Here is a 26,474-nt window from a genome sequence, read left to right as displayed (position 1 = left end):
TCATTCGCATCCAACCACGTACGGCTGGAAGGGCGCTCATTACCCATGGGTTACCCAACCACGGCCAGGGTCAGACAGTCCCGTGTCAGGACCCTGGCCAGCGCTTCGACCACCTCGGGCGCGTACTGCCCGGCGGTGGCCCAGCGCAGCTCCTCCAGCGCCGTCAGGGGCCCGCCGGGTCCGGCGTCCCGCGCCTTCTCCTCGTACGCGTTCACCGCCCGCACGATCCTGGCAGCGACCGGCTGCTCCGGCCAGGGGTCGGCCTGCCGCTCCACGACCACGGCGACGGACGGATCCACCCCGGTCTGCCGTACGACGGCCCCGCCGAGCAGGGCGATGCGGCGCTGTTCCGGGGCGGGCAGCGCGGCGGTGGCCCCGGCCGGGACCGGGTCGACGAGGCTGAGCTGTCCGATGTCGTGCATCAGGGCCGCGTACTCCAGCACGGTGAGCTCGGGCGCCGACAGCCCCAGGTCCCGCCCGACGGCCCGGCTGAGCGAGGCGACGCGGCGGGCGTGCCCGGCGGGGGTGTATCCGGCGATCTCGGTGGCACGGGCGAGGGAGGCGATGGTCTGCCGGTTGGTGGCCCGGACGGCGGCGTACCGCTTGAAGGACAGCTGGGTGAGCAGCAGCGGCAGCGAGAACACCGGTACCGCCCACAGGCCCACGACGGCCACCGCGAGCGCCATCACCGCCCCGGTCGCGCAGACCGCGGAGCCGATCCCGAGCAGGGCCCGCAGCTCGTCCCGCAGGAGGGGGCCGAAGGGCCACCGGGTGCGCGAGTGGGCCAGGGCGGCCGCGAGCACGGCGTCGCAGAGCGCGGTGAGGGTCAGCAGCGCGAGCAGCAGCAGCGCGTACGCGGTCCCCCACTCGGCGAACGTGCCCCGGTTGTACAGGGGTTGGAAGCACACGGCGGTGAACCCGACGGTCAGCACCCGGCGGGCCATCTGGTCGCGGGCCGGGCCCTGCCCCCGCGCGATGTGCGGCACGCTGCCGAGCAGGGAGGCGGCGAGCACGACGGCGACGACCTGGAAGGCGCCGTGATGGGTGGGCTGCCCGCCGTCCGCTCCGAGCAGGGCGTACGCCATCGCCCCCGCGGCCCCGAGCGGCGCGGCCTCCCTGACCCGGGCGCCGGTCCACCGGGCGAGCTCACCGACGGCGACCAGCACCCCGAAGGCGAGGGCGACCCCGCGCTCCTCCAGGCCGGTCCAGAGGGTGACCGCGAGGGAGAGCGCGGCGAGGAGGGCGGCGCTCAGGTGGATGAGGACGAGGAGGGCGGGCCGCCGGCGCCCGCTCACCGGGGTACTCCCGGCCTGCTGGAGACCCCCGTGCGGGGTCGGGGCGGCAGCGGTTCGTCGGCGGTCACCGCGGGATGCCAGCCGTGCCTGCCCAGTGCGCGGACGAAGGCCTCCACCATCCGCGGGTCGAAGTGCGTCCCGGCACACCGCCGCAGCTCCTCCACCGCGACCGGGACGGGCCGGGCCCGGCTGTAGGAGCGGGTGGACGTCATCGCGTCGAAGGCGTCCGCCACCGCCACCACCCGCGCCGACTCCGGGATCTGGCTGCCCACCAGCCCGTACGGATAGCCGCTCCCGTCGATCCGTTCGTGATGGTGGAGCACGGCGGCCCGGGCCTCCCCGAGGAAGGAGATCCCCCGGACCATCTCGTGTCCGTACTCGGGATGCAGCTCGATGACCCGCCGCTCCTGAGGCGTCAGGGGACCGTCCTTGCGGAGCAGCCGCGTGGGCACGCCCAGCTTCCCCACGTCGTGCAGGATCCCGGCGAACCGCAGCACCTCGACGCGCCCCTCGTCCATGCCGAGCTCGCGCGCGATCATCATCGAGGCCTGTCCGACCCGCTCGCTGTGGCCGCGGGTGTACTCGTCCTTGATGTCGACGGCCTGGACGAGCGCCCGGATGGTCGCCTGGTGGGCGGCGCGCTCCCGGTGGTACTGGGCGAACACCCACCAGGACACGCACATCGGCAGCAGGACGAGCAGCGCGGCGACGGGGCCGTAGGGGCTGCGCCACAGGACGGCCATCATCAGCCCCGCCAGCCCGTGCACGGCGACCGGCGCCAGGGTGCGCGGGAACAGCCCCCGCCAGGCCCGCCGCAGCGGGGCGCTCCCCCACTGCCCGAAGGGCGTGGGCGTGGCCCCTGTGGCGAGCGCGAGGATCCCGCCGTCCAGCAGGCTCAGGACCAGGCAGAACGCGAGCACGGCGGCTCCGGCGGGCAGGAGCGCGAAGGGGAAGTCGGGGGCGGCGACGGCGTCCCGGCCGCCCAGCGCCCAGTGCACCCGCGCGGCGACCCACACCCCGACGACGAGCTGGGCCGCGCGCCACACCCGCCGCAGCCGGCGGGGCCGCTGGTCGACGGGTGAGAGCAGAGCCCCCGGCAGCGCGACCAGGGCGGCGGCCGGGGGCGGCAGCAGAAAGGCGCCGGCGAGCAGCACGGGGTAGAAGGTGCCGGCGAACCGCCAGCGCGCGGCGGCCTGCTCGCACCCGGCGTAGAGCACGGCGAGCAGGAGCACCGGCCACCACGGGGTGCGCACGTCGGGCAGAGGAGCCAGGCAGATCAACGCGCCGCCGGCGACACAGGCGACGTACGCACGGGCCCGTGCCGGAACCGCCTCCATCACGCCCCTCCCCGGCCGAGCCTTTTCAGGCAGGAGCCTAGGGCGAGGGCGGGACGGCGTGGGCCGATGAACTGCGGATTAGCACGTTCGAGTGACCGACATTCTCGCGCCCGCACAAGCGTTCGCGAGGCGGTGTCACAGCTCCCCCGGGGTCACGACTCCTGCGGGGTCGCGGTGATGTCGTGCTCGGGCACGGTCTGGCCGGAGCGGATCAGATCGATCCGCCCCATCACCTTGGACCGCAGGTCGGTCGGCACGTCGTCCTGACCGCAGCAGCGCTTGACCAGCTTCTTGACGGCCTGTTCGAGCCCGTACTTCTCCAGGCACGGCGAGCACTCCTCGAAGTGCTGCTCGAACTTGGTGCAGTCGTTGTCGGGCATCTCCCGGTCGAGAAACTCATAGAGATGATCGAGAATCTCGCTGCATTCCGTCTCGTGCGGCTCTCCGCAGCTCATGAGCCCGAGCCTTTCGCTTCGTTCGACTCTCCGGCGCCGGCCGGGACGAGCCCGCGCTCACGGGCGTAGTCCTCGAGCATGCCGCGCAGTTGACGGCGGCCCCGGTGCAGCCGGGACATCACCGTACCGATGGGTGTCCCCATGATGTCCGCGATCTCCTTGTACGCAAAGCCCTCTACGTCGGCGAGATACACGGCGATGCGGAACTCCTCGGGGATGGCCTGGAGCGCTTCCTTCACGTCCGAGTCGGGCAGGTGGTCGAGCGCCTGCGACTCGGCGGAGCGCAGCCCCGTCGACATGTGCGACTCGGCACGCGCGAGCTGCCAGTCCTCGATCTCCTCGGCCGCGGAGCGCTGGGGTTCGCGCTGCTTCTTGCGGTACGAGTTGATGAAGGTGTTGGTGAGGATGCGGTACAGCCAGGCCTTCAGGTTGGTGCCCTCGCGGAACTGGTGGAAGGACGCGTACGCCTTGGCGTAGGTCTCCTGCACCAGGTCCTCGGCGTCGGCCGGGTTGCGCGTCATGCGCAGCGCGGCCGAGTACATCTGGTCGAGGAATTCGAGCGCGTCCCGTTCGAAGCGCGCGCTGCGCTCGGCCGTCGACTCCGTGGTCACCACACTCGTGCCCTGGCCCTCGGGCTGCTCCGCCTGGCCGTGTTCGGTCCCTGCGTCGGTACCGGGAACCGGACCCACCTCCTCAAGATTCCGGGCAGCACCGAGACCGATGCCACCAGAATCGGAGGATAGAACACGATCCGGTCCGCCCGCCGCCCGAATAGGCGCGGTCTTGGCCGCGTGCAGCACCGTCCAGTCCAGGTCAGTGCGGCTGCTGCGGCTCGGGCAGATGGTCGAACCCATGCGGCGGACTTCCTCTCCTACGACGGTAGGTGCTGCTCTCTCAGCACTTCTGTCCGCCTCAACAGAGGTCCGCGGCCCAACATTCCCGAGCCTTTACCCCAGTGACCCGGACCACTTCACGACCGCCTCCGTGATGATCGCCACTCCGTCCTCCTGCGTGATCGCCGCGCGCTTCGGCACGACGAAGCCATGATCGCCGTACGGCACCTCGACGAGCTCGTAGGAGCCGTCCGGGAACTCCTCCGGCTTGCCGAAGGGGTCGTTGCCGCCCTGGACGACCAGGGTGGGCACCCCGGACCCGAGCAGCTCGCCCGCGCGGGACTTCTCGGGCCTGCCCGGCGGGTGCAGCGGAAAACTCAGGGCGAGGACGGCGTGCGCCCCCAGCTCGACGGCCGTACGGCAGGCCACGCGGGCCCCGGCGCTGCGCCCGCCGGAGATCACCGGCAGCCCGGCCCGCGCGACCGCGGGCCAGATCCCCCGCCACCCCACGTCCAGTGTCTTCGGCGCCGGTGCCAGCTTCTTCCCGGCCACCCGCCAGGGCTGCTCCACCAGGGCGACGCTCACGCCGTGCCCCGGGAGCACCTGGGCCAGCGCCTGAAGATCGCGCGCCTCGATGCCGCCGCCCGCGCCATGGCTGACTGCCAGAACCAGGCGCGCCTTCCGCGCCGGGTGCCAGGTGATGCGGGCGTCCCCCGCCTCGGTGTTGATGATCTCGGTCTTCACGCTAGAAGAGTGTGCCCTCTTCGGGCCCCTCCAGCTCCTTCAGCAGCTCCGGGCCGTTGTTGCGGACGTTGCTGACGGCCGTGCTCACCGGGTAGGCCCGCATCAGGCCCTCCGGGGGCGGGGCGAGCAGGGAGCGCAGGTCCTCGACGTCGGTGCGGGACGGGTCGAGCCAGGAGTCCCAGCGGTCCGGGGTGAGCATGAGCGGCATCCGGGGGTGGATCTCGGCGAGCGTGCGCGGTCCGTCGGCCGGGGAGACGGCCAGCGGGCCCGTCTCGGCCTCCGTCGTGATCACCGAGCAGGTCACCCACCAGGCCTGCGGATGGTCGTCGGGGAGGGTCTTGTCCCGCCAGAACTCGTAGAGCCCGGCCATCGCGAACACCGACCCGTCGGCGGGCAGCACGAAGTACGGCTGCTTGCGCGGCCGCTTCTTCTTCCCCTCGACCTCCAGGTCCCGCTCCTGCGCGCCGGTGACCCACTCGTAGTAGCCGTCGGCGGGGATGATGCAGCGGCGGGTGGAGAAGGCCCGCTTGTAGGAGGGCTTCTCGTGCACCGTCTCGGCCCGCGCGTTGATCATCCGGGCTGCGCCCTCGGGGGTCTTGGACCAGCTCGGCACCAGCCCCCACTTCAGCTTTCGCAGCTGCCGAACCGGCTTCGGGTCCTCGACGTCCTTAAGAGGGCGGTCGAGGACGGCGTAGACCTCCTTGGTCGGGGCCACGTTGTAATCGGGTGCCAGTGTCTCCTCGGGCTCCCACTTCTCGACCTCAAAGATTCCTGCGAGATCCTCGGGCCCACGACTGGCTGCATACCGTCCGCACATACGTGCCACACTGCCAGACTCCGTACGACGAGAGGGAGCCACCGGGAAACATGGACAGCACCGCATCCACCGCGCTGCCCGACCTCTGGGACCGGCTCGTGGGCCTCCAGCCCGACCCCGATCTGTGGGTGGTGCTCGCCACCATGGTCGCGGCGCTGGCCATAGTGGTCCCGCACACCTTGTGGCGCATCTCCCGCAACGCCATCACCATCGCCCACGAGGGCGGTCACGGTCTCGTCGCCCTGCTCACCGGCCGCCAGCTCAACGGCATCCGCCTGCACTCCGACACCAGCGGCCTCACCGTCAGCCGCGGCAAGCCGCACGGCCTCGGCATGATCCTCACGGCGGCCGCCGGTTACACGGCTCCCCCGCTGCTGGGCCTGGGCGGCGCGGCACTGCTGGCCGCGGGCCGCATCACCCTGCTGCTGTGGGTGGCCACCGCCCTCCTCATCGCCATGCTCGTCATGATCCGCAACGCCTACGGCGCCCTGACGGTGATCGTCACCGGCGGCACGTTCGTGGTGGTGTCGTGGCTGGCGGGTCCCCAGGTGCAGGCGGCGTTCGCGTACGCGGTCGTGTGGTTCCTGTTGCTGGGCGGTGTCCGTCCCGCTTTCGAGTTGCAGGCGAAGCGGGCGCGGGGCGGGGCAGGGGACTCCGACGCGGACCAGCTGTCCCGTCTGACGCACGCACCGGCAGGCCTGTGGTTGTTCCTGTTCCACGCGGTGAGCCTGTGCTCACTGATAGGCGGTGGCAGATGGTTGCTGGAGGTGTGACCAGCCATGACAGCGCTGCACCCGGGACACCACCCCCTACTAAAGTGACCCTATGGCTTTGAACCCCTCAGACACCGCCCTCTGGCCCGCCCCCCACGCGAGCGGAGCCGTCGACGCGACGGTCCACGTCCCGGGGTCCAAGTCGGTCACCAATCGCGCGTTGGTCCTGGCGTCCCTCGCGAGCGAGCCGGGCTGGCTGCGCCGCCCCCTCCGCTCCCGGGACACCCTCCTCATGGCCGCCGCGCTCCGCGAGATGGGCGTGGGCATCGAGGAGGGGGTCGGCCCCGACGGCACCGGCGAGACCTGGCGCGTCCTCCCGGCAGGGCTCCGCGGCCCGGCGACCGTGGACGTCGGCAACGCCGGCACCGTGATGCGCTTCCTGCCCCCCGTCGCCGCCCTCGCCGACGGCGACATCCGTTTCGACGGCGACCCGAGGTCGTACGAACGCCCCCTGCACGGCGTGATCGACGCGCTGCGCGTGCTCGGCGCCCGGATCGACGACGACGGCCGGGGCGCGCTGCCGCTCACCGTGCACGGCGGCGGTGCCCTGGACGGCGGCCAGGTGGAGATCGACGCCTCGTCGTCCTCGCAGTTCGTCTCGGCGCTGCTGCTCTCCGGCCCGCGCTTCAACCAGGGTGTCGAGGTCCGCCATGTCGGCGGCCCGCTGCCGTCCATGCCGCACATCCGGATGACCGTCGACATGCTGCGCTCGGTCGGCGCGCAGGTGGACACCCCCGAGTCGGGCGGCGAGCCGAACGTGTGGCGGGTGACGCCGGGCGCGCTGCTGGGCCGGGACCTGACGGTCGAGCCGGATCTGTCCAACGCCCAGCCGTTCCTGGCGGCGGCGCTGGTGACCGGGGGCCGGGTCGTCGTGCCCGACTGGCCGGCCCGCACCACCCAGCCCGGTGACCGGCTGCGCGAGATCTTCACCGAAATGGGCGGTTCCTGCGAACTCACCGAATACGGCCTGGTGTTCACCGGATCGGGCTCGATCCACGGCATCGACGTCGACCTGAGCGAGGTCGGCGAGCTGACCCCCGGCATCGCGGCTGTCGCGGCCCTCGCGGACTCCCCCTCGTCCCTGCGGGGCGTGGCCCATCTGCGGCTGCACGAGACGGACCGGCTGGCCGCGCTCACCAAGGAGATCAACGAACTCGGCGGGGACGTGACCGAGACCGCCGACGGTCTGCACATCCGGCCGCGCGCGCTGCACGGCGGGATCTTCCACACCTACGAGGACCACCGCATGGCGACGGCCGGCGCGATCATCGGCCTCGCGGTCGAGGGCGTGCGGATCGAGAACGTGGCGACGACGGCCAAGACCCTGCCGGACTTCCCGGACCTGTGGACGGCCATGCTCGGGAGCGATGGGGCGTAGGGGAGACGCCATGCGCCGCTACGGCAAGCACACCGACGAGGACGACATCCGCTCCCGCCCGAACCGCAAGGGCAACCGACCGCGTACGCACATCAGGCCCAAGCACGAGGACGCGGTCGAGGGCATGGTCCTCACCGTCGACCGGGGCCGCCTGACCTGCCTCGTCGACGACCGGATCGTCCTGGCGATGAAGGCCCGCGAGCTGGGCCGCAAGGCGGCGGTGGTCGGCGACCGGGTGGCCATCGTCGGCGACCTGACCGGGAAGAAGGACACCCTCGCCCGCATCGTCCGCATCGAGGAGCGCACCTCGGTCCTGCGCCGCACGGCGGACGACGACGATCCGTACGAGCGCGTGGTCGTCGCCAACGCCGACCAGCTCGCCATCGTCACGGCCCTCGCCGACCCCGAGCCCCGCCCGCGTCTGATCGACCGCTGTCTGGTCGCGGCGTTCGACGCCGGCCTGGAACCCCTCCTGGTCATGACCAAGTCGGACCTGGCCTCGCCCGACAAGCTGTTGGAGCTCTACGGCCACCTGGACATCCCCTACGTCGTCACCAGCCGCGAGGAGCTGGAGAACGGCGTGGCGGTGGGCCGCGTGCGCGAGCAACTGGACGGCAGGATCACGGCGTTCGTCGGCCACTCCGGCGTAGGAAAGACGACCCTGGTCAACGCGCTGGTCCCGCAGGACCGCCGCCGTCTGACCGGCCATGTGAACGCGGTGACGGGCCGCGGCCGCCACACCACGACCTCGGCGCTGGCCCTGCCGCTGGACGGCGACGAGGGGTGGGTGATCGACACCCCGGGCGTGCGGTCGTTCGGTCTGCACCACGTGGACCCCTCCCGGGTGATCCACGCCTTCCCCGACCTGGAACCGGGAACCGAGGGCTGCCCGCGCGCGTGCAGTCATGATGAGCCGGACTGCGCGTTGGACCAGTGGGTGGCCGAGGGGCACGCCGACCCCGCCCGCCTGTACTCGCTGCGCCGGTTGCTCTCCACGCGGGAGCGGACGGACGGCGACTGAGGAAGCGGGCCGGGGAAGCGGCCAAGGAAGTGGGCCGAGGAAGTGGGCCGAGGAAGTGGGCTGACCTCCGCGTTGTTTGTCCCCTCGCGGGTCAGGTAAAGGCATAATCGCACCGAGCCGGACATACGGGAGGACAGCACATGGCGTGGCTGCTGGTGGTGGTGGCCGGGTTGCTCGAGACCGGTTTCGCCGTGTGTCTGAAGCTCTCGCACGGTTTCACGCGATTGTGGCCCACGATCGCGTTCTGCGTCTTCGCGCTCGGCAGCTTCGGTCTGCTGACCCTGTCCCTGAAGAAACTCGACGTGGGCCCGGCGTACGCCGTGTGGACGGGCATCGGCGCGGCCGGGACCGCGATCTACGGAATGATCTTCCTCGACGACCTGGTGTCCACGTTGAAGATCGTCTCGATCAGCCTGGTCATCATCGGCGTGATCGGGCTCCAACTGTCGGGATCCTCGCACTAGATCACCGCTCACGCGTACTGCCGGTGTAAGGCGCTGCGCACCAGGTCCGCGACGCCGCCCTCCCCGGGCGGGGCCGCCACGCAGGACAGGGCGAGGCGGACGACCAGTTCGCAGGAGCGGGCGAGGTCGGAGAGGTCCGACTTGGGCGTGCCGGGACCGGAGAGGACCGTCACCGCGCGATCGCGCACCAGGGCCACGAAGTCACCGGGTGACGGCAGCGGGCCGTCCGCCCGGCGCTGCGCCGGCACGGCCGAGGAGGACGGCACGGCCTTCAGCGTCGGGGAGGGCAGCTTCTCGCTCCAGCAGCCGGTGAGCATGGCCCGTACGAGCGCGTTCTCGCGGGCGGTGGAGGCGGTCCACTCGGCGGTCGCGGTCAGCCGCTCCCGGGCGTCGCCGTGCGCGGTCAGCGCCCGCTCGACCCCGGTGAGATAGCCGTCCGCCTCTCTCCTGACGAGCGCCCGAGCCAGGCCCTCCTTGCTCCCGAACTCGTTGTACAGGGTCTGCCGGGACACTCCGGCCGCCGCGGCCACGTCCACCATCCGCACGGCAGCCCACGGTCGGCGCGCCAGCGCCGTATAAGCGGCATCCAGCAGGGATTCCCGCGCTGCAGGCATCATCGCCTCCCTGGGCGATCGGCTCTGCGCCCCAGATTTGACGCGCATGGAGGCACTGTCAAGGGTTCGCGAAGGCACGCGGGGGCGCCCGTCCGTCACCGCGAGCCACAGGACCGCCCCCTGTCCGCACCCCGGTCCCCCGGTAGCCCCGCACCGACCACGGCAGATACCGTTCGTCACATGCCCGACTACCTCGACGACCTGCGCCTCGCCCATGTCCTCGCCGACGCGGCGGACGCGGGCACCATGGACCGCTTCAAGGCCCTCGACCTCAAGGTCGAGACGAAGCCGGACATGACCCCGGTGAGCGAGGCGGACAAGGCCGCCGAGGAACTCGTCCGGGGCCACCTCAAGCGCGCCCGCCCCCGTGACGCGGTGCTCGGCGAGGAGTACGGCGTCGAGGGCACCGGCCCCCGCCGCTGGGTCATCGACCCGATCGACGGCACCAAGAACTACGTGCGGGGCGTGCCCGTCTGGGCCACGCTGATCTCCCTGATGGAGGCGGCCGAGGGCGGCTACCAGCCCGTCGTGGGCGTGGTCTCGGCCCCGGCGCTGGGCCGCCGCTGGTGGGCCGCGAAGGGCCACGGCGCGTTCTCCGGCCGCAGCCTCACCTCGGCCTCCCGGCTGCACGTCTCCCGGGTCTCGAAGCTCACGGACGCCTCCTTCGCGTACTCCTCGCTCACCGGCTGGGAGGACCAGGGGCGCCTGGGCGGCTTCCTGGACCTGACCCGCGAGGTGTGGCGCACGCGCGCGTACGGCGACTTCTGGCCGTACATGATGGTCGCCGAGGGCTCGGTCGACCTCTGCGCCGAACCGGAGCTCTCCCTCTGGGACATGGCCGCGAACGCGATCATCGTGACGGAGGCGGGCGGCACCTTCACCGGCCTCGACGGCCGCCCGGGGCCGCACAGCGGCAACGCGGCCGCGTCGAACGGCCTGCTGCACGACGAGTTCCTCGGGTATCTCAACGAGCGCTACTAGCGAGCGCGGCCGGCGAGCGCGACCAGCACCAACCGGCGCTCGCCGCGAGCACAGATGAGCGCGCACGCCCTCAATCGGCGACGTGCGCCCTCTTGTTGACCCTCGCTTTGCCTGCGACTCTGAGAGGACCCTCATTTGTGAACTTGTGAATCCTTGAACAAACAGGGATTCATTGGAGGTGACTCCGCACCCATGCTCGTCCGCGACGCCATGAGCACGGTGGTTCTCACCATCGGCCCCGCCCATACCCTCCGCCAGGCCGCCGCCCTGATGTCCGCCCGCCGGGTCGGCGCGGCCGTCGTTCTCGATCCCGACGGCATCGGCATCGGCATCCTCACCGAACGCGACGTCCTCAACTCCGTCGGCCTCGGCCAGAACCCGGACACGGAACACGCCCACGCCCACACCACCACCGACGTCGTCTTCGCCGCCCCGACCTGGACCCTGGAGGAGGCCGCGCACGCGATGACCCACGGCGGCTTCCGGCACCTGATCGTCCTCGACGGCGGCGAGCCCGTGGGCATCGTCTCGGTCCGCGACATCATCCGCTGCTGGGCCCCGGCACGACAGCACATCCCTGCCTGACGACGCGGGCCGGCTCGCCGACGACGCGGGCCGGCTCGCCGACGATGCGTGCCGCCCCTCGGACCAGATATTGGACTTCATCCAAGTCGAGCAGAGATCTAAAACCACATCTGTTCGGGATCTGGTCCCCCGGCTGTTAGGCTGGGCCGTATGAGCGACCTTCTGGAACGACTGCGCGGGCGCGGATGGCGGATGACCGCGCAGCGGCGTGTCGTGGCCGAGGTCCTCGACGGCGAACACGTCCACCTGACGGCCGACGAGGTCCACGCCAGGGCCGTCGCCAAGCTGCCCGAGATCTCCCGGGCGACGGTCTACAACACCCTGGGCGAGCTGGTCACCCTCGGCGAAGTGCTCGAGGTCGCCACCGACAAGCGCGCCAAGCGGTACGACCCGAACGCGCACCAGCCGCACCACCACCTGGTCTGTGCCCGGTGCGGTGCCATCCGGGACGTCCACCCGACCGGCAACCCGCTGTCCGACCTCCCCGACTCGGAGCGCTTCGGCTTCACCGTCTCGGACGTCGAGGTGACGTACCGGGGCGTGTGCCCCAACTGCGCGGCGGCGTAACAGCCCGCACCTCCTCACCGAAGCCCTGGTATCCCGCACGGACGCCGGGGCTTTGTGCTGCGTACAGGCATTCACGGTGTCCACAGGGTTCCTGAATCTGACGGGTCGTCATATCGTCGTGCGGCCACCCCCTCTCCGTACCGCACTCCGCAAGGAGCAACCGTGGGAGACCCGCACCCGAAACCCACCGCAGGGGTTCCGCACCCCACCCTCCACGCCACCGGCCTGACCCGCACCTTCGGCCGCCCGCCCCGCGCCGTCGACGCGCTCGGCCCCCTGGACCTCACCGTCGCCCCCGGCGAGTTCGTCTGCCTGGTCGGCCCCTCGGGCTGCGGGAAGTCCACGCTGCTGCGCATCGCCGCGGGCCTGCTCCGCCCGAGCACGGGCACCCTGGAGATCCGCACGTCAGCGCCCCGCCCGGCCGCCATGATCTTCCAGGACTACGGCATCTACGACTGGAAGACGGTCCGCACCAACGTCCGCTTCGGCCTGGACATTCAACGCGTCCCGCGCCGCGAGGCGAACGCCCGCGCCGACGCCTGGCTGGCCCGCATGGGCCTGTCGGACTTCGCTGACGCCTACCCTGCGACCCTCTCCGGCGGTATGCGCCAGCGCGTGGCGATCGCGCGGGCGCTGGCCGTGGAGCCGGAACTGCTGCTGATGGACGAGCCGTTCGCGGCCCTCGACGCCCAGCTGCGGATGATCCTCCAGGACGAGCTGCTGGACCTCACCCAGACCACCCGGACCACCACGCTGTTCATCACCCACAGCCTGGAGGAGGCGATCGTCCTCGGCGACCGCGTCCTGGTGATGTCCGCCCGCCCGGGCCGGATCCTCGCCGAGCACCGCCCGCCCTTCCCCCGCCCCCGCACCGGCGACATCCGCTCCGCCCCCGAGTTCACCTCCCTGAAGAGCGCGTTGTGGGACCTGCTGCGCAAGGAGGCGGTCCCGGCATGACGACGACCGTGAAGGCACCGGCCGAGTCGGTCCTGATCCGCCGCCCCGGCCCCCGGGAACTCGACCCCGTCCGCACACACCGCCGCCGACGCGCCCTGGAGCTGACCCTGGCCGTCGCCGTCCCCCTGCTGCTGGTCCTGCTGTGGCAGCTGGCCGCCACCCGGGCCTGGATCGACGACCGCGTCTACCCCGCCCCCTCCACGATCCTGGCCGACGGCTGGGACCGCGCCGCCGCCGGCGACCTGTGGCCGGACGTGTGGGCGACGCTGAAACGCGTCCTGGCCGGCTACGCCGTAGGCACCGCCGCGGGCTACGCCCTGGGCCTGCTGATGGGCTCACTCTCCCTGGTCCGCGCGGCCCTGGAACCCCTCCTCGACGCCCTGTACGTCGTCCCCAAACTGGCCCTGCTGCCGATCTTCCTGAACATGTTCGGCCTGGGCGAGGGCCCGCAGGTGGCCCTGGTGGCGACGACGGTGTTCTTCTTCGTGTGGATCTCGACCATGTCGGCGGTCATGCAGATCCCCTCCGGCCACCGCGACGCGGGCCAGGTCTTCGGCGCCTCCCCCTGGCAGATGTTCCGTCACGTCCTGCTCCCGGCATCGCTTCCCGCGGTCCTGGTGGGCGCCCGCATCGCGGCGGGCGTGGCGGTGCTGGTGATCGTCGCCTCGGAACAGATCGCCGCGACCGACGGCCTGGGCCATCTCATCTTCGACTCGCGCGCCCTCTTCCAGAACGACGTGATGTTCGTCGGCATCGTCTGCGTGGCCGTCCTGGGCGTGCTCTTCTCCGAACTGATCCGACTGGTGGGCCGGCTGCTCACCCCCTGGGCACCCAGGGACCGAGGACGGGGGCAGTCATGAGGCGACTTCCGTACGGTGCCGCGGTCGCCGTCGGTGTCCTGCTGGCGTCGGCCGCGTGCGCGTCGCCGGCCGACGAGGGCACCGCGTCGAAGGCGGACACGCACACCCGCACGATCCGCCCCGTGCAGGGCTGCGCCGCCCCCTCCTGGACGGACCCCTCCGACCTCTCCCCCACCCGCCGCCCGGCCCGCTGCGCCCCCGGCACACCGGCCCCGCGGCCCCTCCCCGACTCCCGCGAGCTGACGATCGCCACCGGCACACTGAGCGCGGAGTACGTGGCGCCCCTCCAGGTGGCCCTGGACAAGGGCGAGTTCAAGAAGGAGGGCCTGGACGTCACCCTCAAGGTCCTGCCGACCCCCGACGCCCTCCCCCTGCTCGCGAAGGGCGACATCGACGCGCTCTGGGCGGCCCCGGAGGCGGCCGTCATGAACGGCATCCACGGCGGCTTCGACATCCGATGGGTGGCGGGCAACTTCTCACCCGCGCCCACCTCGAAGAGCGGCCTGTGGGTACGGCTGAAGGACGGCGAGAGCGCGGACCGCGTGGCGATGGCCGGCCGCAAGCTCGGCACGATGATCGGCAAGGGCTCGGTCATCGCGTACCCCATGGAGAAGGCCCTCGAACAGCACGGCGGCGGCCTGGACAAGATCCAGTACCAGCAGCTCGGCTCCGCCGACGTCCTCACCGCCCTCCAGAACGGCGGCGTCGACTCCGCCTGGCTCCTCGACCCGGTCTGGCGCAGGGTCGACGGCACACCCGGCTACGCCTTCCTCGGCGGCCAGCCCCCCGGCGAACCCCTGGGCGGCCTGCTGTACGGCCCGAGCCTCCTCGACGACGACGTGGACGCGGGCGTGGCCCTCGTCCGCGCCTACATCCGCACGGTGAACACCTACTTCACCGCCGACTACAAAAAGAACGCGTCCTTCGTCGCCTACCTGGCGAAGCTCCTGAAGTCCGACGCGAAGATCCTCGCCTCGACCCCCTCGCTCCGCATGGACTGGGAGATCCGCGCCGGCACGACCGACCGCCTCCAGTCCGCCTACCGCGCCCAGGGCGTCTCCGAGAGCGACCCTCTCCCCGAATCCAGGACCGTCAACCGATCCCTCTACGCCGAAGCCGTAGGTCACCGCCCCTGAAAAACACCGAGGGCCGGAACCCTTTCGGATTCCGGCCCTCGGCATCAGTAGCGGGGACAGGATTTGAACCTGCGACCTCTGGGTTATGAGCCCAGCGAGCTACCGAGCTGCTCCACCCCGCGGCGATGAATGCAACGTTACGTGAAGACCACCACCAGAAGCAAATCGCTTACCGCTCCGCATAACCCCAGGTCACCGCCAGCCCGTCCGGTGTTGGGACTAGCCCGCACTGTCAGCCCGTCCGGCGTTTGAGGACGAGGCCCCTTAAGGGCCGACAGGGGGTCCAGGGGGCGGAGCCCCCTGGGCGGGGTCGAAGGGGCGGCAGCCCCTGGGGATGGGACGGGTAGGGGCGGCGGGGGCGAAAACACCGTCCCGGCAACCACAGTCACCGAGAACCCGACACCCACCCCCACCCCAGGGGACCGTCACGCGGACAGCTCCTGCCGCAACGCGTCCCGCAACCGCGCCGCCCGCTCAGCCACCTCCCCCGGCCCCAGCGTCACCGCCCGATCAGCCCACCGCTGCCCCTCCGCCAGCTCCCCACGACGCGCGTAGACGAGGGCCAGCCGCAACGCCGCCCGCCCATGCCCCGCATCGGCCGCCCGAGCCCACCACACGGCAGCCTCCGGCTCACTCCCCTCACGCGCCAACAGCAACCCGAGATTGAAGGCCCCGTTCCGAGACCCGGCCTCCGCCGCCTCCCGGTACCACCGGGCCGCCTCCACGACATCACCCCGGGCCGCGGCCAGCATCCCGACCCGCACCTGAGCCCGCCGATGCCCCTGGGACGCCGCCCGCTCGTACCACTCCTCGCACTCGGTCTTCTCATGCGCCGGCTCGCCCAGCTCGTGCGCGGGCGCCGGCGGCCGCCGCGAGTCCAGCACGGTCGCCAGCCGATACGCCGCCTCGGCACTCCCCCCACCCGCGGCGCACCGCAGATGCCGCTCGGCGGCGAGCTCGTCCCCGTCCCGCAGCCGCGCGATCCCGACCTGGAGGGCCGCCTCCGTGTGCCCGGCGGCAGCCGCCCGCTCGTACCAGCGCAGCGCCTCGGCGGCGCCCTCCTCGGAGCCCCGCCCGGCGAAGAGGATGCCGAGGTTGAACGCGGCGTCCACGCTCCCGGCCTCCGCGGCCTTGGAGAACCACGGTTCGGCCCCGGCCGCGTCCCCGCCCTGGAGCAGCAGGATCGCCAGCGCGTTGGCCGCCTCGCGGTGCCCGGCGTAGGCGGCCCGCCGGTACCACTGCTCGGCCTGCGCGGTACGTCCCTGCTCGGCGCAGAGCAGCCCGAGGTTGTACGCGCCGTTGTCGTCCCCGGCGTCCATCGCGGCCCGGTACCACCGCTCGGCGGTCTGCTGCTCCCCCCGCTCGGCGTGCAGCGCGCCCAGCGCGTTGGCCGCGTTGCCGTCGCCCTCCTGAGCGGCTCTGAGCCACCACAGCGCGGCGTTCTCGGTGTCGCCCGCGTCGCGCAGCAGGAATCCGAGCGCGCAGGCGGCCCGCATCTCCCCGTCCTTGGCGGCGGTCAGGTACCAGCGACCGGCCTCCTTGAGCTCGCCGCGCTTCTCCAGGATGGTGCCGAGGTGCAGCGCGCCCCGGCGGTGTCCGCGCGCGGCGGCCTGCCGATACCACTGCTCGGCCTCTTCCAGCAGGGCGGCACCGGCGTCGGTGCCGGTCTCCTCCGCGTGCCCCGCCCTGCGGTCGAGCGCGCGCGCCAGCCGGTACGCCGCTTCCCGGTGCCCGCGCTCGGCGGCCACCCGCATCCACTGCTCGGCCCTCGGGTCGTTGCGGTGCTCCAGGAGGTCGGCGAGCGCGTAGGCGCCGAGCGTGTGTCCCTGCTCGGCGGACTGGCGCAGCCAGTACTCGGCGGCGGGCTCGTCACCCCGCTCGCGGTGGTACCGGCCCAGCGCGTGCGCGGCCGCGGCGGACCCGGCGACGGCGGCGATCCGCCACCATCCGGCGGCCTCGTCGCCGTAGCCGCGCTGGTGAAGCAGGACTCCGAGGTTGTTGGCGGCGGCGCGGTCGCCGGCCGCGGTGGCGGCACGCAGATGGGACTCGGCTCCGTCGAGATCTCCGCGGCGCAGCAGCATGGCCCCGAGGACGCTCATCGCCTCGACGTCACCGGCTTCCGCGGCGAGCCTCTGGCGGACCTCCTCGGCGGCATCGTCAGCCGCCTCCGCGGCTTCGACCGGCCCGGAAGGCTGCACAAAACGCCCTGTCTCGAACAGAGTTGCCTTGTCCCCCATAACGTCCATCGTCGCACCACCTGCAACCTGGGTACACCTGGTATACCGCAGCCATTGAGGTCACTACAGCGTTTTGTCGACATGCCCACAGAGAGACAAGTCAAACACAGAACCCCCAACTCCCCTCGGCGGCACGGCCGTCCCAGGTCCCGGCACATGCGTTCGCACGCGACAAAGGCCCGGATCCTTTTCAGGATCCGGGCCTTCGCCGGCCTACGACCGATGTCGTCGACTTCAGTAGCGGGGACAGGATTTGAACCTGCGACCTCTGGGTTATGAGCCCAGCGAGCTACCGAGCTGCTCCACCCCGCGCCGTTGTTTGAGAACCGTATCACGGCGCGGGACGGGCTCTTGACCACGGAGCAGCAGCTCAGGCCTTGATCAGCCCCTGACGGTCCGCTGCGCTAGCCACTGGGGCTGGAACTAGGACTGGGACTGGGGCTCGGACTACTGGTGCCTCCACCGCCCTCGTCGGCCCGGTTCTGTGCCTCCTCGGCCCTCCGCAGCGCCTCCTCCAGGTCCTTCTGCGCCTCGCCGTACGCCACCCAGTCGTTCTTCTTCAGGGCTTCCTGGCCGGCGTCGAAGGCCTTCTGGGCGTCGTTCAGCGCCTGTTGGACCGTCGGGTTGGTGGATGTCGGCGGCGGTGTGGTCGTGCCGCCGTCGTCCGCCGGCGGTGGTGGCTCGGTGGTCGAACCGTCCGCCCCGAAGACCTTGTTGAGGGCGGCGCCGAGGGTGTCCTCGAAGGCGGTGTTGCCTCCGTAGGTCACCAACACCTTGCGCAGCAGTGGGTACTTGAGGCCACCACCGCGGACGTAGACGGGTTCCACATAGAGCAGCTCGCCGTCCAGGGGCACCGCCAGCAGGTTGCCGTACTCCACCGTCGAATCACCGCGGTTCAGCAGGCTGATGGTTTCCGCGATGTCCGGTTTGGAGTTGAACTGGCTCTGCACCTGTTTGGGCCCGTTGACCGTCGTGTTGGTCGGCAGTTTCAGGATTCTGATCTTGCCGTAGTCGCTGGTCCCCGCCTCGGCGTCGACCGACATGAACGCGCTGAGGTTGTCCCGGCCGTTGGGCGTGAACGTCGTCGTCAGGGAGAACACCTGCGAGGACTGGTCGGGCATCTTCATGCTCAGGTAGTACGGCGGCACCGCGTTGCCCGACTTGTTGGTCGGGTCGTCCGGCACCTGCCACACCTCGCTGCCGCTGAGGAACGTCGTGGCGTCCTCGACGTGGTACCGGCTGAGCAGCTCGCGCTGGACCTTGAACAGGTCCTGCGGGTACCGCAGATGGGCCATGAGCGCGTCCGAGATGTCGGACCTGGGCTCGACCGTGCCCGGGAACGCCTTCATCCAGGTCTTCAGGACCGGGTCCTTGGTGTCCCACTGGTAGAGCTTGACCTGGCCGGTGTAGGCGTCGACGGTCGCCTTCACCGAGTTGCGAATGTAGTTGACCTGGTTCTGCTGGGCCACCACCGCACGCGAGTTGTTGGTCGCGGTCAGCGAGTCGGCCGTCGTGTCGCCCAGGGTCGTACGGGAGGCGTACGGATATCCGTTGGTGGTCGTGTACGCGTCGACGATCCACTGGATCTTGCCGCCCACGACCGCCGGGTAGGCGTCACCGTCGATGGTCAGCCACGGGGCGACCGCCTCAACGCGCTCCTTCGGAGTGCGGTTGTACAGGATCCGCGAACCCTCGCCGATGGCACCGGAGTAGAGGATCTGCGGCTCGTTGAACGCCACCGCGTACGCCGCGCGGTTTATCGGGTTGGAGAGGTTGACCCCGCTCTTGCCGGTGTAGCTGAAGGTCTTCTCGCCGTTGTCGTCGGAGTAGTCGATCTCCTTCTGGGGACCGCCGACGATCGAGTACGTGTTGGTCTTCTCGCCGTAGTAGACCCGCTGCTGGTACGTGCCGAGGTCGCCCTTGGAGGGCAGGTCGGACTCGGTGAAGACCGGGCGGCCCTGCGAGTCGGCCTCGGTGCCCTTGGCTGCGACCGCGCCGTATCCGTGGGTGTACCGGAAGTGGTCGTTGATCCAGTTGTTCTTCGGGATGCCGGCGAGGTTCAGCTCGCGCAGACCGATGACCGTGTCCTGGTCGGTGCCGTCCTTGCTGTAGCGGTCGACATCCAGGTTGGTCGGGAACGCGTAGTAGTTCCTGATCTGCTGGAGCTGCTGGAAGGTCGGCGAGACGATGTTCGGGTCCAGGATGCGGATGCTCGCCGCGTCGGTGGCGTCGTCCCGCAGCTTGGTCTTGTCCGTGGTGGTGGACGTGCCCGCGTACTCGGAGACCTTGGCGTCGTCGATGCCGTAGGCCTCACGCGTCGCCTTGAGGTTCTTCGTGACGTACGGCGCTTCCTTGGCCTGCTCGTTCGGCTGGACCTGGAACTTCTGAACGATCGCCGGGTACAGGCCGCCGATGAGGATGGCGGACAGCACCATCAGGCCGAAGCCGATCACGGGCAGCTGCCAGGTGCGCCGCCACAGCGTGGCGAAGAACAGCAGGGCGCAGATGACGGCGATGCAGAACAGGATCGTCTTGGCCGGCAGATAGGCGTTGGCGTCGACGTACCTCAGGCCCGTCCAGCTGTCCGTGGCCTTGAAGTCGCTCGACTTCACGGCCAGTCCGTACCGGTCGAGCCAGTAGGCGACCGCCTTCAGGGCGACGAAGATGCCGAGCAGCACCGAGAGATGACCGGTCGCGGCTGCCGTGGCCCGCGCGCCCGGGGAGGTGACCCGGAGTCCGCCGTACAGGTAGTGGGTGAGCGCGGCGGCGATCACGGAGAGGATCGCGGTGGCGAAGCCGAAGCCGAGCAGGAACCGGTACCAGGGCAGGTCGAAGGCGTAGAAGGCGACGTCGAGGTGGAACTGCGGGTCCTTCTGGTGGAAGGGCACGCCGTTGACCCACATCAGCCAGGTCCGCCACTGCCCGGAGGCGGAGGCGCCCGCGATCAGACCGACCAGGGAGGTGATCCCGAGCAGCAGCCACTTCTTGTAGGGCGCGATGCCCATCCGGTAGCGGTCGAGGCTCTGCTGCTCCATCGACATGGCGCTCAGCGGCGGACGCAGCCGGTGCGCCAGCCAGATGTTGAAGCCGACCGCGAGGGCCATCAGCAGGCCGAAGACGAAGAACAGTCCGATCTTGGTCCACAGCGTGGTCGTGAACACGGACGAGTAGTTCACCGACCGGTACCAGAGCCAGTCCGTCCAGAACCCGGCGAACATGGTGAACGCCATGCCGAGAACGGCAAGGACGCCCAGCGTCATGAGCAGGGTCCGGACACGCCGGGACGGGCGGCCCACTCTGATCCGTGGCCCCGTCGGGCCTCCGCCGCGGTCCGGCATCTGGAAAGCCAAGGTGCGCACCTCGAAGTTCGCTGTTGATCCGTCAGACCCGCGTGTTCACGGGCCCTGGCATGGGCCTCGTGATCGTAGGCCCCCACCTATGCAACTTACTCACGCTTTACTCGGTTCCCGATTCCGGCAGGGAACGAGGCAGGATTGTGACCATGTCCAACACTCCCATGGCGGCGAGCCCGCTGACCCGGGCGGTTCTCGAAATCGACGAGTACGCCTCCGGCCTCGGCTGGGACCAGCCCGCCCGCCTCTTCGCCCTCGTAGACACCGCCCGGCTGAAGGCCCAGGAACCCGCCCTCGCCGCCCAGCTCGGCCTCGAGGAGGAGCAGGCGACCACCGGCCTCACCCCGATCGAGCAGGACGAGATTCCAACGGGCAAGCCGCTCGACGAGTTCCTGGGCACCATCGCCTGGCCCGACGCGGTGGTCGGCTGCGCGCTCACCGTGGAGCGTCTGATGCTGCCGCCGTCCGCCGAGGCGTCCGTTCCGGAGGGGCTGAGCGAGAAGAAGCTCACCCAGTGGGTCGCCGAGCATCCGGACCGTCAGGAGGTCCGGATGACGGTCGCGGTCCTGCGGGACGGCACCCGCGACTCGGCGCTGCGGCTGCGGGAGAAGGACTCCCCGACGGAGGTCCTCACGGGCGGCGATCTGGTGCCCGGCCTCGCGGAGGCTCTGTCGGCGACGTTCGAGGAGTAGCCCTGCGGGCTACTTCGTCGTGCACCGGGGAAGGTCGGCGGTGTCGCCGCTGCGGATGTCCTTCAGCGCGCCCAGGGCGTCGTCGATGGTGTTCACCTTCACGAGGGTGAGGCCCGCGGGGGTGTCGCTCGCGGCGGCGGCGCAGTTGTCGGCCGGGGTGAGGAAGTAGCGGGCGCCCTTGCTGCGCGCGCCGACCGTCTTCATCTCGATGCCGCCGATCGGGCCGACCTTGCCGGCGTCGTCGATCGTCCCGGTACCGGCCACGAACGTGCCGCCGGTCAGGCTGCCCGGGGTGAGCTTGTCGTAGATGCCCAGCGCGAACATCAGGCCGGCGCTCGGGCCGCCGACGTCGGCGAGCTTGATGTCGATGGTGAACGGGAAGGTGTGGTCCGTCCCCGCGGAGATCCCGACGATGGCACGCTTCTCGCCCTCGTCGTCGGAGGTCTTCGTGGTGATGGTGATCTTCTGCGTCCTGGTCGCCGTCCGGTTCTCCTTCTCCGCGGCGGCCTGCTCCTTGGCGGGCACGATCGTGAAGACGACGTCCTGGCCGGGCTTGTGCTTGGTCACCAGCTCGGCGACGTCGGAGGGCTCCTTCACCGTCGTACCGTCGACGGCCTTGATCACGTCACCGGCGTGCAGCTTGCCCTCCGCCGGGGAGCCCTTGACGACGGTCGAGACGATCACCCAGGACTTCACGGGCACGTCCAGCTCCTTCAGGGCGGCGACCTTGGCGCTCTCCTGGGACTGGCTGAACTCCTCGGCGTTCTCCTGGGTGGACTGCTCCTCGGTCTTGCCGTCGGGGTAGAGCGTGTCGTGCGGCACGACCTTGTTGTCGTGGGCGAGCCACCCGTAGACGGCCTCGACGAGGTTCATCTTGTAGTCGGCGCTGGTGACCCGCACGGTGGTCATGTTCAGGTGCCCGCTCGTCGCGTACGTCTTGCGCCCGGAGATCTGGAGCACCGGCTCGCCGTCGTGGTCCCCGAGGGTGTTCACCGTCGGACCCGGCGACATCTCCGAGTACGGCACATTGATGAAGACTCCCGCGCACAGGAGCGCGATCAGCATCAGGGTGGAGGCGAGCATCGTCGCGGTGCGGCGTGGCATGGCACGACAGTACGGGACGCTCCTGTCGGCGCACCGTCAGGGCGCCGTCCGGGTCAGGTGCGGAAGGGCGGCTTCTCCATGGCGGCCCGGAACCGGGCGTACCCGTCGAGCTCCGGGCCGTCGCCGCGCACCCTTCTGGTACGGGTGGCCCAACTTCCCCAGACACCGGCGCCGATCGCGGCCAGCAGCGGAATCAGCAACCAGACGAGCGCCCCCATGCCGACCTCCAACCCCACCTGAGCCATCACAACTGACTGATCAGCAGATTAATCATCCGCAGGGACAACGCTCACGCCAGGGGTGCGGTTACGCAACCGGAGGCCGGTCGGGTGGCGGGCTCGGCGTCAGCAGGCCCCCACCCACTCCTCGGTGCCGTCGGAGAACTTCTGGTGCTTCCAGATCGGCACCTCGTGCTTGAGGTCGTCGATCAGCTTGCGGCACGCCTCGAAGGCCTCGCCCCGATGGGGACAGGAGACGGCCACCACGACGGCGAGATCACCCACCTTCAGGTCGCCCACCCGGTGCACAGCCGCCAGGGCCCGCACCGGGAACTCGGCGACGACCTTCTCGGCGATCCGCCGCATCTCGGCCTCGGCGCTGGGATGGCACGAGTAGCCGAGTTCGTCGACGTCGGCACCGCCGTCGTGGTTCCGCACGGTCCCCACGAAGAGCGCGGTCCCCCCGGCGGCGTCGTCCCCGACGGCCCGGAAGACCTCGTCCAGGGAGAGTGCCGTCTCGCGGATGGCCAGAAGCTTCACGGGGTCCTGCGCTGCCTGCTCGCCGGGGTGGTCATGTGTGGGTGCCATGCCCCCATCGTGCCGCACCGCGCGGATCAGGCGGAATAGCCGTATCGCCCGGCACGCGCGTGTGCGCGTTTGGAGCCTCCTCCAGGTTCGGAGCCTCCTGGAGGTGCCGCGCCGGTCCGGCAGCCGGACGGTGCCGTCAGATCCGTCTGCGCGCCTTCCGGGCCCGGCGCACCACGGCGGCCGCGCCCAGCAGCGCGACCGTCGCACCCGCGGCGCCCGCGGCCGTCGCGTCCTTGCGTCCCAGCCGCCGTCCGGCCACCGTGTGCCGTCCGGAGACCTCGTCGAGAAGCTCCGCGAGGACCTCCTCGTTGGTCCACTGCGGCCGCCATCCGGCGTCGTGGAGCCGGCTCCCGCTGACCACCCAGGGGTACATCGTGTAGGCGAGGTCCCCGGCCGGGGACGGTGTGAGCCCGATCCGGTGCAGCCGGGCCGCGGCCCCCAGCGCGACGGCGGACGGCAGCTCCATCCGGCGGATCCCGCTGAGCTCCTCGACCTCCTCCTGCTCCAGCCAGCCGTCGCAGCCGACGGCGAGTTCTCCGTCCGCCTTCTCCAGGACGGCGTACTCCAGGGCGCTGCACAGGTCCTCGACGTGGCAGAACTGCCAGGCCGGCCGCGAGCCGGCCACGACGAGCAGCCGGGGCGACTCGAAGTACCTGGTCAGCGCGGTGTCCGTGCCTCCCACCAGGACGGCGGGGCGGACCACGGTGACATTGAGGCCGGGATGCGCGCGCGGGGCCCGCCGTGCCAGCCGTTCGATCTCCAGCAGGTCGCCGACGCCGGTCGCCTCCGCGGTGGCCCTGAGCTCGGCGTCCTCGGACAGCGGCAGCTCGTTGTCGGGCAGGGCGCCGTAGACCATGGAGGAGGTGCACAGCACGGCGCGGTGGACCCCGGCCGCGGCGGCCGCGGTCAGCACGGTCTGGGTGCCGCGCACGTTGTAGGCCGTTCGGGCGGCCGCGTCGGTCTCCAGGTCGAGGTCGAGGGCCAGATGGACCACCACGTCCGCCCCGCGCAGCTTCTCCGCGATGGCCGGATCCCGTACGTCCAGGATGTGCCAGGTCGCCGCCGCGCACTCGCCCCGCCGCTCGTCCAGGGCGATGACCTGCTTGATCTCGTCCGACGCGGCCAGCCGCTCGGTGAGCAGCGCGCCGACACCCGACGCGGCACCGGTGACCGCGACGACGGGCCCGCGCATACTGGGCGGGGTTGAGTGGTTTCGCGCTGCGCGAACCTGCGGATCTGGGGAACTCACCAGGCGTCTCCAGCGGTTGTCTTCAGTACGAACGCGAGTGACGCGTACGTACCAGGTGGCATCCATCCTGCCGCAGGCCGAGAGTCGGCGAAGCACCGAGGCCCGAACCGCCCATGGTGTCTACGCTGGGTGGTGTTATCGGGCAGTCGCGCCGCCGGAGAGAAACCGGCGGCCTTACCAGCCGAGGGATCCCGTGAGTGACACCCCATTCGGATTCGGCCTTCCGCCGGAGGAGCCGGAAGACGGCGACGAGGGCAAGAAGAAGGACCAGCAGAGCGGTGGTGGTCAGGGCCCGGCCAACCCGTTCGGTTTCGGCGGGCTGCCCGGAGCCGGTGGCTTCGGTGGCCCGGGCGGCCCGGGTGGTGACAACCCGCTCGCCGCCATGTTCGGTTCCCTGAACCCCACCGACCTGGGCGCCGCCTTCCAGCAGCTGGGCCAGATGCTCTCCTACGAGGGCGGCCCGGTGAACTGGGACATGGCCAAGCAGATCGCCCGCCAGACGGTCTCCCAGGGCACTGCCGACGGCACCAAGGACGCGAGCGTCGGCCCCGCCGAGCGCACCGCCGTCCAGGAGGCCGTCCGCCTGGCCGACCTGTGGCTGGACGACGCCACGTCCCTGCCCTCCGGGGCCGGCTCCGCGGTGGCGTGGTCCCGCGCGGAGTGGGTCGAGGCGACCCTGCCCGCGTGGAAGGAGCTCGTCGACCCGGTCGCCGAGCGTGTCGGCGCGGCCATGGGTGACGTCCTGCCGGAGGAGATGCAGGCCATGGCGGGCCCGCTGATCGGCATGATGCGCTCGATGGGCGGCGCCATGTTCGGCACGCAGATCGGGCAGGCCGTCGGCGTGCTCGCGGGCGAGGTCGTCGGCTCGACCGACATCGGCCTGCCGCTCGGCCCGGCCGGCAAGGCCGCGCTGCTGCCGGTGAACATCGAGGCCTTCGGCAAGGACCTCGGCGTGGGCAAGGACGAGGTGCGGCTGTATCTCGCCCTGCGCGAGGCCGCCCACCAGCGTCTTTTCGCCCACGTGCCGTGGCTGCGCTCGCATCTGTTCGGCGCGGTCGACGGCTACGCGCGCGGGATCAAGGTCGACACCGCGAAGCTGGAGGACGTGGTCGGCCAGTTCGACCCGCAGAACCCGGAGCAGTTGCAGGACGCCCTCCAGCAGGGCATGTTCCAGCCGGAGGACACGCCCGAGCAGAAGGCCGCCCTGGCCCGTCTGGAGACCGCGCTGGCGCTCGTCGAGGGCTGGGTGGACGCGGTGGTCCACGCGGCCGCCAAGCCCCGGCTGTCGTCCGCGGACGCGCTGCGCGAGACCCTGCGCCGCCGTCGTGCCTCGGGCGGCCCGGCCGAGCAGACGTTCGCCACGCTGATCGGCCTGGAGCTGCGCCCCCGCCGGCTGCGCGACGCCTCCCGCCTGTGGGCCTCTCTGACGGACGCGCGCGGTGTCGACGGCCGGGACGCCCTGTGGGCCCACCCGGACATGCTGCCGACGGCCTCCGACCTGGACGACCCGGACGGCTTCGTGCACCGCGAGCAGCTGGACTTCTCCGAGCTCGACAAGATGCTGGGAGAGGCCGCGGACAAGCCCGACGCCACGAAGCCCGACCTCAAGAAGAAGGACGACGACACCGAGTGAGCCTTCACGACGATGCCGCCCTGGTCCTCAAGGGGTACGAGGATCAGGCGGACCTTCGCCAGGCGTACCTGGACCATCTGGAGGCTCACCCGGACGGCATGTGGAAGGCCTGCGCGGACGGGCACATCACGGCGAGCGCCCTGGTGATCGACCCGTCGCGCGAGCGGGTCCTGCTGACCCTCCACAAGAAGCTGCGCATGTGGCTCCAGATGGGCGGCCACTGCGAACCCGGCGACAGGACGCTGGCCGACGCCGCGCTGCGCGAGGGGACCGAGGAGTCGGGCATCGCGGGGCTGGACCTGCTGCCCGGCGGCCCGGTCCGCCTGGACCGCCACCACACCCCCTGTGCCTGGCACCTCGACGTCCAGTACGCGGCCCTGGCTCCCGCGGGCGCCGTCGAGGCGATCAGCGACGAGTCCCTCGACCTGCGCTGGTTCGCCTACGACGAGGTCGCCGGCGTCGCCGACGAGTCGGTCGTACGCCTGCTGGAAGCGACCCGCGCCCGACTGTGACCCGCACGCGGCGACGGTGAGCGCGGGTGAGCGCACGGGTAAGGGGCGACCACCATGGGCGGCCGCCCCTT

At 71.1% G+C, this 26,474-nt stretch carries 26 protein-coding genes and 2 tRNA genes; 13 read left to right on the top strand and 15 right to left on the bottom strand.

The window, feature by feature from the left end:
- Positions 1-50: 50 nt before the first annotated feature.
- The 6 genes from K4B79_RS13165 to K4B79_RS13140 all read right to left on the bottom strand — a co-directional run bounded on the left by K4B79_RS13165 (position 51) and on the right by K4B79_RS13140 (position 5,481).
- Positions 51-1,295: an HD-GYP domain-containing protein gene (locus K4B79_RS13165; RefSeq protein WP_232026704.1), complete on the bottom strand. Its 1,245-nt coding sequence runs from the start codon at positions 1,293-1,295 to the stop codon at positions 51-53.
- Complete coding sequence (locus K4B79_RS13160; RefSeq protein WP_232026703.1) at positions 1,292-2,632, bottom strand: HD-GYP domain-containing protein; 1,341 nt, start codon at positions 2,630-2,632, stop codon at positions 1,292-1,294. Before K4B79_RS13160 ends, K4B79_RS13165 begins: the two co-directional genes overlap by 4 nt.
- Before the next feature lie 152 nt (positions 2,633-2,784).
- Positions 2,785-3,087 (bottom strand): mycothiol system anti-sigma-R factor, encoded by a 303-nt coding sequence (gene rsrA / locus K4B79_RS13155; RefSeq protein WP_232026702.1) that lies wholly within the window; start codon positions 3,085-3,087, stop codon positions 2,785-2,787.
- Positions 3,084-3,776, bottom strand: a complete 693-nt coding sequence (gene sigR / locus K4B79_RS13150; protein WP_232026701.1) for an RNA polymerase sigma factor SigR — start codon at positions 3,774-3,776, stop codon at positions 3,084-3,086. The genes rsrA and sigR overlap by 4 nt, the downstream gene beginning before the upstream one ends.
- A gap of 258 nt (positions 3,777-4,034) precedes the next feature.
- On the bottom strand, positions 4,035-4,664 hold the full coding sequence (locus K4B79_RS13145) for an alpha/beta hydrolase family protein (protein WP_232026700.1): 630 nt from the start codon (positions 4,662-4,664) through the stop codon (positions 4,035-4,037).
- Position 4,665: 1 nt separating this feature from the next.
- On the bottom strand, positions 4,666-5,481 hold the full coding sequence (locus K4B79_RS13140) for an SOS response-associated peptidase (RefSeq protein WP_232026699.1): 816 nt from the start codon (positions 5,479-5,481) through the stop codon (positions 4,666-4,668).
- 50 nt (positions 5,482-5,531) lie between these two features.
- Between K4B79_RS13140 and K4B79_RS13135 the strand changes: the two genes are divergently transcribed.
- The 4 genes from K4B79_RS13135 (at position 5,532) to K4B79_RS13120 (ending at position 9,117) form a co-directional block, all read left to right on the top strand.
- Positions 5,532-6,254: a M50 family metallopeptidase gene (locus K4B79_RS13135; RefSeq protein ID WP_232026698.1), complete on the top strand. Its 723-nt coding sequence runs from the start codon at positions 5,532-5,534 to the stop codon at positions 6,252-6,254.
- Between the two features lie 52 nt (positions 6,255-6,306).
- Positions 6,307-7,632 carry a 3-phosphoshikimate 1-carboxyvinyltransferase gene (gene aroA, locus K4B79_RS13130; protein WP_232026697.1) on the top strand — a complete coding sequence of 442 codons (1,326 nt, stop codon included), beginning with the start codon at positions 6,307-6,309 and terminating at the stop codon, positions 7,630-7,632.
- 10 nt (positions 7,633-7,642) lie between these two features.
- A complete protein-coding gene (rsgA, locus tag K4B79_RS13125) occupies positions 7,643-8,653 on the top strand; it encodes a ribosome small subunit-dependent GTPase A (protein WP_232026932.1) in 1,011 nt (336 codons plus the stop codon).
- Between the two features lie 140 nt (positions 8,654-8,793).
- Positions 8,794-9,117: a DMT family transporter gene (locus K4B79_RS13120; protein ID WP_232026696.1), complete on the top strand. Its 324-nt coding sequence runs from the start codon at positions 8,794-8,796 to the stop codon at positions 9,115-9,117.
- Positions 9,118-9,125: 8 nt separating this feature from the next.
- Here K4B79_RS13120 and K4B79_RS13115 read toward each other — a convergent pair whose 3' ends face one another.
- Positions 9,126-9,734, bottom strand: a complete 609-nt coding sequence (locus K4B79_RS13115) for a TetR/AcrR family transcriptional regulator (RefSeq protein ID WP_232026695.1) — start codon at positions 9,732-9,734, stop codon at positions 9,126-9,128.
- A 177-nt stretch (positions 9,735-9,911) separates the two neighbouring features.
- On the opposite strand from K4B79_RS13115, the gene hisN reads away from it, so the two are divergent.
- The 6 genes from hisN (at position 9,912) to K4B79_RS13085 (ending at position 14,817) form a co-directional block, all read left to right on the top strand.
- Positions 9,912-10,712, top strand: a complete 801-nt coding sequence (gene hisN / locus K4B79_RS13110) for a histidinol-phosphatase (protein ID WP_232026694.1) — start codon at positions 9,912-9,914, stop codon at positions 10,710-10,712.
- 192 nt (positions 10,713-10,904) lie between these two features.
- The gene (locus K4B79_RS13105) at positions 10,905-11,297 is read left to right on the top strand and encodes a CBS domain-containing protein (protein ID WP_232026693.1); all 393 of its coding nucleotides are present in this window, start codon (positions 10,905-10,907) and stop codon (positions 11,295-11,297) included.
- 150 nt (positions 11,298-11,447) lie between these two features.
- Positions 11,448-11,864, top strand: a complete 417-nt coding sequence (locus K4B79_RS13100; RefSeq protein ID WP_232026692.1) for a Fur family transcriptional regulator — start codon at positions 11,448-11,450, stop codon at positions 11,862-11,864.
- A 162-nt stretch (positions 11,865-12,026) separates the two neighbouring features.
- Positions 12,027-12,821, top strand: coding sequence for an ABC transporter ATP-binding protein (locus K4B79_RS13095; protein ID WP_374208460.1), 795 nt, complete (start codon positions 12,027-12,029; stop codon positions 12,819-12,821).
- A complete protein-coding gene (locus K4B79_RS13090) occupies positions 12,818-13,681 on the top strand; it encodes an ABC transporter permease (RefSeq protein ID WP_232026691.1) in 864 nt (287 codons plus the stop codon). Before K4B79_RS13095 ends, K4B79_RS13090 begins: the two co-directional genes overlap by 4 nt.
- On the top strand, positions 13,678-14,817 hold the full coding sequence (locus K4B79_RS13085; RefSeq protein WP_232026690.1) for an ABC transporter substrate-binding protein: 1,140 nt from the start codon (positions 13,678-13,680) through the stop codon (positions 14,815-14,817). The genes K4B79_RS13090 and K4B79_RS13085 overlap by 4 nt, the downstream gene beginning before the upstream one ends.
- Before the next feature lie 48 nt (positions 14,818-14,865).
- On the opposite strand, the gene K4B79_RS13080 is transcribed toward K4B79_RS13085, so the two are convergent.
- From K4B79_RS13080 to K4B79_RS13065, 4 genes are all read right to left on the bottom strand, one after another.
- Positions 14,866-14,939 (bottom strand) — tRNA-Met (locus K4B79_RS13080).
- A gap of 303 nt (positions 14,940-15,242) precedes the next feature.
- Positions 15,243-17,063 (bottom strand): tetratricopeptide repeat protein, encoded by a 1,821-nt coding sequence (locus tag K4B79_RS13075; RefSeq protein WP_232026689.1) that lies wholly within the window; start codon positions 17,061-17,063, stop codon positions 15,243-15,245.
- 229 nt (positions 17,064-17,292) lie between these two features.
- Positions 17,293-17,366 (bottom strand) — tRNA-Met (locus tag K4B79_RS13070).
- A gap of 92 nt (positions 17,367-17,458) precedes the next feature.
- Positions 17,459-20,392 carry a UPF0182 family membrane protein gene (locus K4B79_RS13065; protein WP_232026930.1) on the bottom strand — a complete coding sequence of 978 codons (2,934 nt, stop codon included), beginning with the start codon at positions 20,390-20,392 and terminating at the stop codon, positions 17,459-17,461.
- 164 nt (positions 20,393-20,556) lie between these two features.
- Here K4B79_RS13065 and K4B79_RS13060 point away from each other — a divergent pair, with 164 nt between their 5' ends.
- Positions 20,557-21,099, top strand: coding sequence for a PPA1309 family protein (locus tag K4B79_RS13060; RefSeq protein ID WP_232026688.1), 543 nt, complete (start codon positions 20,557-20,559; stop codon positions 21,097-21,099).
- A gap of 9 nt (positions 21,100-21,108) precedes the next feature.
- Here the strand turns inward: K4B79_RS13060 and K4B79_RS13055 are convergent, their stop codons facing one another.
- The 4 genes from K4B79_RS13055 to K4B79_RS13040 form a co-directional block, all read right to left on the bottom strand.
- The gene (locus tag K4B79_RS13055) at positions 21,109-22,203 is read right to left on the bottom strand and encodes a YlbL family protein (protein ID WP_232026687.1); all 1,095 of its coding nucleotides are present in this window, start codon (positions 22,201-22,203) and stop codon (positions 21,109-21,111) included.
- A gap of 53 nt (positions 22,204-22,256) precedes the next feature.
- Positions 22,257-22,421, bottom strand: a complete 165-nt coding sequence (locus K4B79_RS13050) for a hypothetical protein (RefSeq protein ID WP_232026686.1) — start codon at positions 22,419-22,421, stop codon at positions 22,257-22,259.
- A 126-nt stretch (positions 22,422-22,547) separates the two neighbouring features.
- The gene (locus tag K4B79_RS13045) at positions 22,548-23,009 is read right to left on the bottom strand and encodes a molybdenum cofactor biosynthesis protein MoaE (RefSeq protein WP_232026685.1); all 462 of its coding nucleotides are present in this window, start codon (positions 23,007-23,009) and stop codon (positions 22,548-22,550) included.
- A gap of 136 nt (positions 23,010-23,145) precedes the next feature.
- Positions 23,146-24,258 (bottom strand): SDR family oxidoreductase, encoded by a 1,113-nt coding sequence (locus tag K4B79_RS13040; protein WP_232026684.1) that lies wholly within the window; start codon positions 24,256-24,258, stop codon positions 23,146-23,148.
- Positions 24,259-24,451: 193 nt separating this feature from the next.
- On the opposite strand from K4B79_RS13040, the gene K4B79_RS13035 reads away from it, so the two are divergent.
- Together K4B79_RS13035 and K4B79_RS13030 are read left to right on the top strand one after the other, a co-directional pair.
- The gene (locus K4B79_RS13035) at positions 24,452-25,891 is read left to right on the top strand and encodes a zinc-dependent metalloprotease (protein ID WP_232026683.1); all 1,440 of its coding nucleotides are present in this window, start codon (positions 24,452-24,454) and stop codon (positions 25,889-25,891) included.
- Positions 25,888-26,403, top strand: coding sequence for an NUDIX hydrolase (locus tag K4B79_RS13030; protein ID WP_232026682.1), 516 nt, complete (start codon positions 25,888-25,890; stop codon positions 26,401-26,403). The genes K4B79_RS13035 and K4B79_RS13030 overlap by 4 nt, the downstream gene beginning before the upstream one ends.
- Positions 26,404-26,474: the final 71 nt, after the last annotated feature.

The organism is Streptomyces lincolnensis, from assembly GCF_021173675.1.
Taxonomy (GTDB): Bacteria; Actinomycetota; Actinomycetes; order Streptomycetales; family Streptomycetaceae; genus Streptomyces; species Streptomyces lincolnensis_B.
The sequence above is the reverse complement of the archived record's forward strand: the minus strand, read 5'-3'. Positions and strand labels throughout refer to the sequence as shown.

Excerpts from the sequence above, each read along its gene's own strand:
- K4B79_RS13160 (WP_232026703.1), bottom strand. The coding sequence starts at position 2,632 with ATGGAGGCGGTTCCGGCACGGGCCCGTGCGTACGTCGCCTGTGTCGCC.
- K4B79_RS13105 (WP_232026693.1), top strand. The coding sequence starts at position 10,905 with ATGCTCGTCCGCGACGCCATGAGCACGGTGGTTCTCACCATCGGCCCC.
- hisN (WP_232026694.1), top strand. The coding sequence starts at position 9,912 with ATGCCCGACTACCTCGACGACCTGCGCCTCGCCCATGTCCTCGCCGAC.
- K4B79_RS13050 (WP_232026686.1), bottom strand. The coding sequence starts at position 22,421 with ATGGGGGCGCTCGTCTGGTTGCTGATTCCGCTGCTGGCCGCGATCGGC.
- K4B79_RS13140 (WP_232026699.1), bottom strand. The coding sequence starts at position 5,481 with ATGTGCGGACGGTATGCAGCCAGTCGTGGGCCCGAGGATCTCGCAGGA.
- K4B79_RS13060 (WP_232026688.1), top strand. The coding sequence starts at position 20,557 with ATGTCCAACACTCCCATGGCGGCGAGCCCGCTGACCCGGGCGGTTCTC.
- aroA (WP_232026697.1), top strand. The coding sequence starts at position 6,307 with ATGGCTTTGAACCCCTCAGACACCGCCCTCTGGCCCGCCCCCCACGCG.
- rsgA (WP_232026932.1), top strand. The coding sequence starts at position 7,643 with ATGCGCCGCTACGGCAAGCACACCGACGAGGACGACATCCGCTCCCGC.
- K4B79_RS13065 (WP_232026930.1), bottom strand. The coding sequence starts at position 20,392 with ATGCCGGACCGCGGCGGAGGCCCGACGGGGCCACGGATCAGAGTGGGC.
- K4B79_RS13085 (WP_232026690.1), top strand. The coding sequence starts at position 13,678 with ATGAGGCGACTTCCGTACGGTGCCGCGGTCGCCGTCGGTGTCCTGCTG.
- K4B79_RS13100 (WP_232026692.1), top strand. The coding sequence starts at position 11,448 with ATGAGCGACCTTCTGGAACGACTGCGCGGGCGCGGATGGCGGATGACC.
- rsrA (WP_232026702.1), bottom strand. The coding sequence starts at position 3,087 with ATGAGCTGCGGAGAGCCGCACGAGACGGAATGCAGCGAGATTCTCGAT.
- K4B79_RS13045 (WP_232026685.1), bottom strand. The coding sequence starts at position 23,009 with ATGGCACCCACACATGACCACCCCGGCGAGCAGGCAGCGCAGGACCCC.
- K4B79_RS13090 (WP_232026691.1), top strand. The coding sequence starts at position 12,818 with ATGACGACGACCGTGAAGGCACCGGCCGAGTCGGTCCTGATCCGCCGC.
- K4B79_RS13120 (WP_232026696.1), top strand. The coding sequence starts at position 8,794 with ATGGCGTGGCTGCTGGTGGTGGTGGCCGGGTTGCTCGAGACCGGTTTC.
- K4B79_RS13135 (WP_232026698.1), top strand. The coding sequence starts at position 5,532 with ATGGACAGCACCGCATCCACCGCGCTGCCCGACCTCTGGGACCGGCTC.
- K4B79_RS13075 (WP_232026689.1), bottom strand. The coding sequence starts at position 17,063 with ATGGACGTTATGGGGGACAAGGCAACTCTGTTCGAGACAGGGCGTTTT.
- K4B79_RS13055 (WP_232026687.1), bottom strand. The coding sequence starts at position 22,203 with ATGCCACGCCGCACCGCGACGATGCTCGCCTCCACCCTGATGCTGATC.
- K4B79_RS13115 (WP_232026695.1), bottom strand. The coding sequence starts at position 9,734 with ATGATGCCTGCAGCGCGGGAATCCCTGCTGGATGCCGCTTATACGGCG.